General features: G+C 73.7%; 3 protein-coding genes and 1 pseudogene. 2 read left to right on the top strand and 2 right to left on the bottom strand.

Annotated elements, in window-relative coordinates; all coding sequences use genetic code 11:
• Positions 1-87 precede the first annotated feature (87 nt).
• Positions 88-1,263, bottom strand: a complete 1,176-nt coding sequence (locus tag IE332_RS08315; protein WP_189914531.1) for a serine hydrolase domain-containing protein — start codon at positions 1,261-1,263, stop codon at positions 88-90.
• Between the two features lie 382 nt (positions 1,264-1,645).
• Here IE332_RS08315 and IE332_RS08320 point away from each other — a divergent pair.
• A pseudogene (locus IE332_RS08320) lies at positions 1,646-2,145 on the top strand (aldo/keto reductase); the annotation flags it as partial.
• A gap of 94 nt (positions 2,146-2,239) precedes the next feature.
• Here IE332_RS08320 and IE332_RS08325 read toward each other — a convergent pair.
• On the bottom strand, positions 2,240-2,728 hold the full coding sequence (locus IE332_RS08325; protein WP_189914533.1) for a carboxymuconolactone decarboxylase family protein: 489 nt from the start codon (positions 2,726-2,728) through the stop codon (positions 2,240-2,242).
• 141 nt (positions 2,729-2,869) lie between these two features.
• Here IE332_RS08325 and IE332_RS08330 point away from each other — a divergent pair, with 141 nt between their 5' ends.
• Complete coding sequence (locus IE332_RS08330; protein WP_229928426.1) at positions 2,870-3,835, top strand: pirin family protein; 966 nt, start codon at positions 2,870-2,872, stop codon at positions 3,833-3,835.
• Positions 3,836-3,866 lie beyond the last annotated feature (31 nt).

Here is a 3,866-nt window from a genome sequence, read left to right on the forward strand (position 1 = left end):
GTCGGCGCCGGGCCGAGCGGACCACCCGGGCGAAGCACCCCGGCAGAGCACCCGGGCGGAGCACCCCGGCGAACCACCCGGGCCGCGTCACCGGGTGCCGCAGAAGGCCTGCTCCAGGAAGCCGACCTCCGCCACCATCTGCGCCTGGACCTGCTTGTCGTCACCGCGCGTGGTCACGGACAGCGCGACCTGCCGGTCGCCCGAGCTCCACAGCTGCGAGCTGTAGCCGGGCACCCCGCCGTCGTGCCCCCGGACCTCCCCGCAGGACAGCTGCCACCGGGCCAGCCCCAGGCCGTAGCTCAGCCCGGTGGGCTGCCCCTCGATCTCGACCGGGATCGTCGTCGTCATCTCCTTCATCAGCTGCGGCGGGAGCAGCCGGCCGCTGGTCAGGGCCTGCTCGAAGCGGTTCAGGTCGCTCAGGGTGGAGATCAGCTCGCCCGCCGCGTTCGCCCAGGAGACGCTGGCCACAGTCACGTCCCGGTCACTGCGGTCCGCCGGGCCCGGGCCCTCGACGAGCGTCACGTAGCCGTGGGCGTGCGGGCCCCGGATGTCGGTCGCCGTGCCCGGGAAGTACGTCCCGTCCAGTCTGAGCGGGCGCAGGACGCGCGCGGTGATCTCCTGCGCGTAGCCGCGCCCGGTGACCCGCTCGATGATCATGCCGAGCAGGGCGTAGTTGACGTTGGAGTAACCGTACCCGGTGCCCGGCGGGAAGTTGGGCGCGTGCGCGACCGAGGCCGCGACCACCTGCGCCGGGGTGATCGTCCTGGTCAGCCCGCCCTGGTCCAGCCAGTCCCGGACCGCCGCCGCGTCGGCCAGCTCGGGGAAGACCCCGCCCTTCTCGTTGGTGGAGTCCCAGAGGCCGGAGCTGTGGTTGAGCAGCTGGCGCACGGTGATCTTCGCGCCGTTCGGGACCAGGCCGGGCAGGTGGCGCTCCACCGGGTCGTCCAGGCCGATCCGGCCCTCGCCCACCAACTGGAGCACGGTGGTGGCGGTGAACACCTTGGTGACGCTGCCGGCCCGGAACCGGCCGTCGGTACGGACCGGCGCGCCGGTGGCCAGATCAGCGACGCCCGATCCCCCGCGCCAGACGCGGCCACCGTCCCTGACCTCCGCGATCGCCGCGACGGCGCCCGCGTCCGTCACCGCCCGCAGTGCCGCCGCCCGGCGCTCGGCCGCCCCTTGCTGTCGGCCGTCCGGCGACCCGCCGGCCTGCTCGGCAGCACCCGGCTCGGCCGCACCCGCCGAGGCGACCGGCGCGGCCACCGCCAGGCAGACCGCCGCCGCCGCTGCGGCAGCCGCGCGCCGAGCCGCACCCGACCCACCCCACCCCGGACGCGCCGAACGCGCCGCCGCACTCGCCATACCCTCCGCCGTACGTCCCCCACCCAGCACCATGCGTCCCCACCTCCACCGGGCGAGCACCCCCTCGCCCTCGCCCCCAGCCTCGCCGCCGGCCTGACGTTTCGTCATCCACCGCCGGGAGGAACCGGTCGTCCACCCGCCATAGGAGGGCCTACGCCGAAAGGCGGAGGCCCTCGGCGTCGGCCGACCAGGTTCCGTCCGACGGATCGCGGACACGGCCATCACCGGTCGTAGCCTGATCCGCCGGGCCTGGACCACCCTCCGCCGGAACGACCGCCGAAGCGACGTCCCTGAGCTCCGGCTCGGCGACGCCCAGGGCCCCGTGCCCGGTTCGCTCGCCGAGGCGTTCGACACGCTCGTCGAACTCCAGCAGCAGGGGCTGATCCGGCACCTCGGCGTGAGCAACGCGAGCAACGCGGCGGCGGCACAGGTCGCGGAGGCACGCTCGATCGCGCCGATCGTGTGCGTCCAGACCATGTACAACCACGCCCACCGCCAGGACGACGAGCTGATCGACGGACTCGCCGAGCAGGGCATCGCCTACGTGCGCCCTTCTTCCCCCTCGGCGGTTTCAGCCCGCTGCAGTCCTCCGCGCTCACGGTCGTGGCCGCCCGGCTGGACGCGTCGCCGATGTCGGTCGCCCTGGCCTGGCTGTTGCGGCGGTCGCCGAACATCCTGCTGATCCCGGGCACCTCGTCGGTGGCACACCTGCGGGAGAACGTCGCGGGCGCGGGACTCCGGCTCCCCGACGACGATCTCCTCGCGCTGGACAAGATCGGCCGCCGACCCCACGGCGGGCAGCACGCGGGAGGGTCGCAGCACGGGAAGTCGGCCCGGTCGACTTCCCGTGCCAGGGCGGGATCCGGTGGGCGGCGCCCTAACGCGCCGGGGCCGGACGGACCGGGTGCTTGCTCATGATGGAGACCCGGTTGAAGGCGTTGATGGTGATCGCCACCCACACCGCCGCCGAGATCTCGGCCTCGCTCAGCGCCGCGCGCGCGGCGCCGTAGGCGGCCTCCTGCAGGGTCGCGTCGGCCGGGTCGGTGGTCGCCTCGGCGAGCGCGAGTGCGGCGCGCTCCCGCGCGTCGAACAGTTCGGTGTCGCGCCAGGCCGGGAGCACGCCCAGCCGCTGGGTCGTCTCGCCCTCGCGCAGCGCGGCCTTGGTGTGCACGTTCAGGCAGAAGGCGCAGCCGTTGATCTGGGAGACCCGGAGGTTGATGAGCTCCACCAGCCGGCGGTCCAGCCCGGCCTCGGCCGCCGCCTCGCGGGTCGCCTCGGCGGCCGCGACCATCGCCTTGTAGGCCTGGGGGCTCTGCTTGTCGATGAACACCCGCCGGTCCGCGGGGACCACCGTCACGTCACTCACCTGAACTCCTTAGGCTTGATCACTGTCGTCCGCCACTCTGCCATGCCATAATAGTTGAATATAGAACTATCTTGGACTCCAGAAGCACACCAGCAGCACCCGGAACCACGAACCACCTCGCACCTGGGAGGGACCCCGACCGTGAGCACCACCGAGACCGACCTCGTCGACCCGAACGCCGCCGCCCCGCGCCTGGAGGTCCTGCCCCCGCGCGACGTCCCGCTCGGCGGCCCGCGCGCGATGACCGTACGCCGGACGCTGCCGCAGCGCTCCCGCACCCTGATCGGCGCCTGGTGCTTCGTGGACCACTACGGCCCCGACGACGTCGCGGACACCGGCGGCATGGACGTCGCCCCGCACCCGCACACCGGGCTGCAGACGGTCAGCTGGCTGTTCACCGGCGAGATCGAGCACCGCGACAGCCTCGGCGTGCACGCGTACGTCCGCCCGGGCGAGGTCAACCTGATGACCTCCGGCCACGGCATCTCCCACTCCGAGGTCTCCACCCCGGACACCACCACCCTGCACGGCGTCCAGCTGTGGCTGGCCCTGCCCGAGGAGCACCGGCACACCGGCCGCGACTTCCACCACCACGCGCCCGCCCCGGTCGCCCTGGACGGCGGCGAGGCGCGGGTCTTCCTCGGCACCCTGGCCGGCGACACCTCCCCCGTCCCCACCTTCACCCCGCTGCTCGGCGCCGAGATCGCCCTGCGCCCGGGTGCCACCGTCACCCTCTCCGTCGACCCCGCCTTCGAGCACGGCCTGCTGGTCGACGCCGGCGAGGTCGACTTCGCCGGCACCCCGCTCAAGCCCGCCGACCTCGGCTACCTCGCCCCCGGCCCCACCACCCTGACCCTCACCAACATCGGCGACACCGACGCCCGGACGATCCTGCTCGGCGGCACGCCCTTCGAGGAGCAGATCGTCATGTGGTGGAACTTCATCGGCCGCACCCACGAGGACATCGTCCAGGCCCGCGCCGACTGGCAGGCCGCCGCCGACCGCTTCGGCGAGGTCCAGGGCTACCCCGGCGACCGCCTCCCCGCCCCCGAACTCCCCGGCACCCCGCTCAAGCCCCGCGGAAACGTGCGCCGACCTGCACGTTAGGCGATCGGGGGTGTGGTGGCCCGGGCCACCA

This window comes from Kitasatospora xanthocidica, from assembly GCF_014656195.1.
Taxonomy (GTDB): Bacteria; Actinomycetota; Actinomycetes; order Streptomycetales; family Streptomycetaceae; genus Kitasatospora; species Kitasatospora xanthocidica.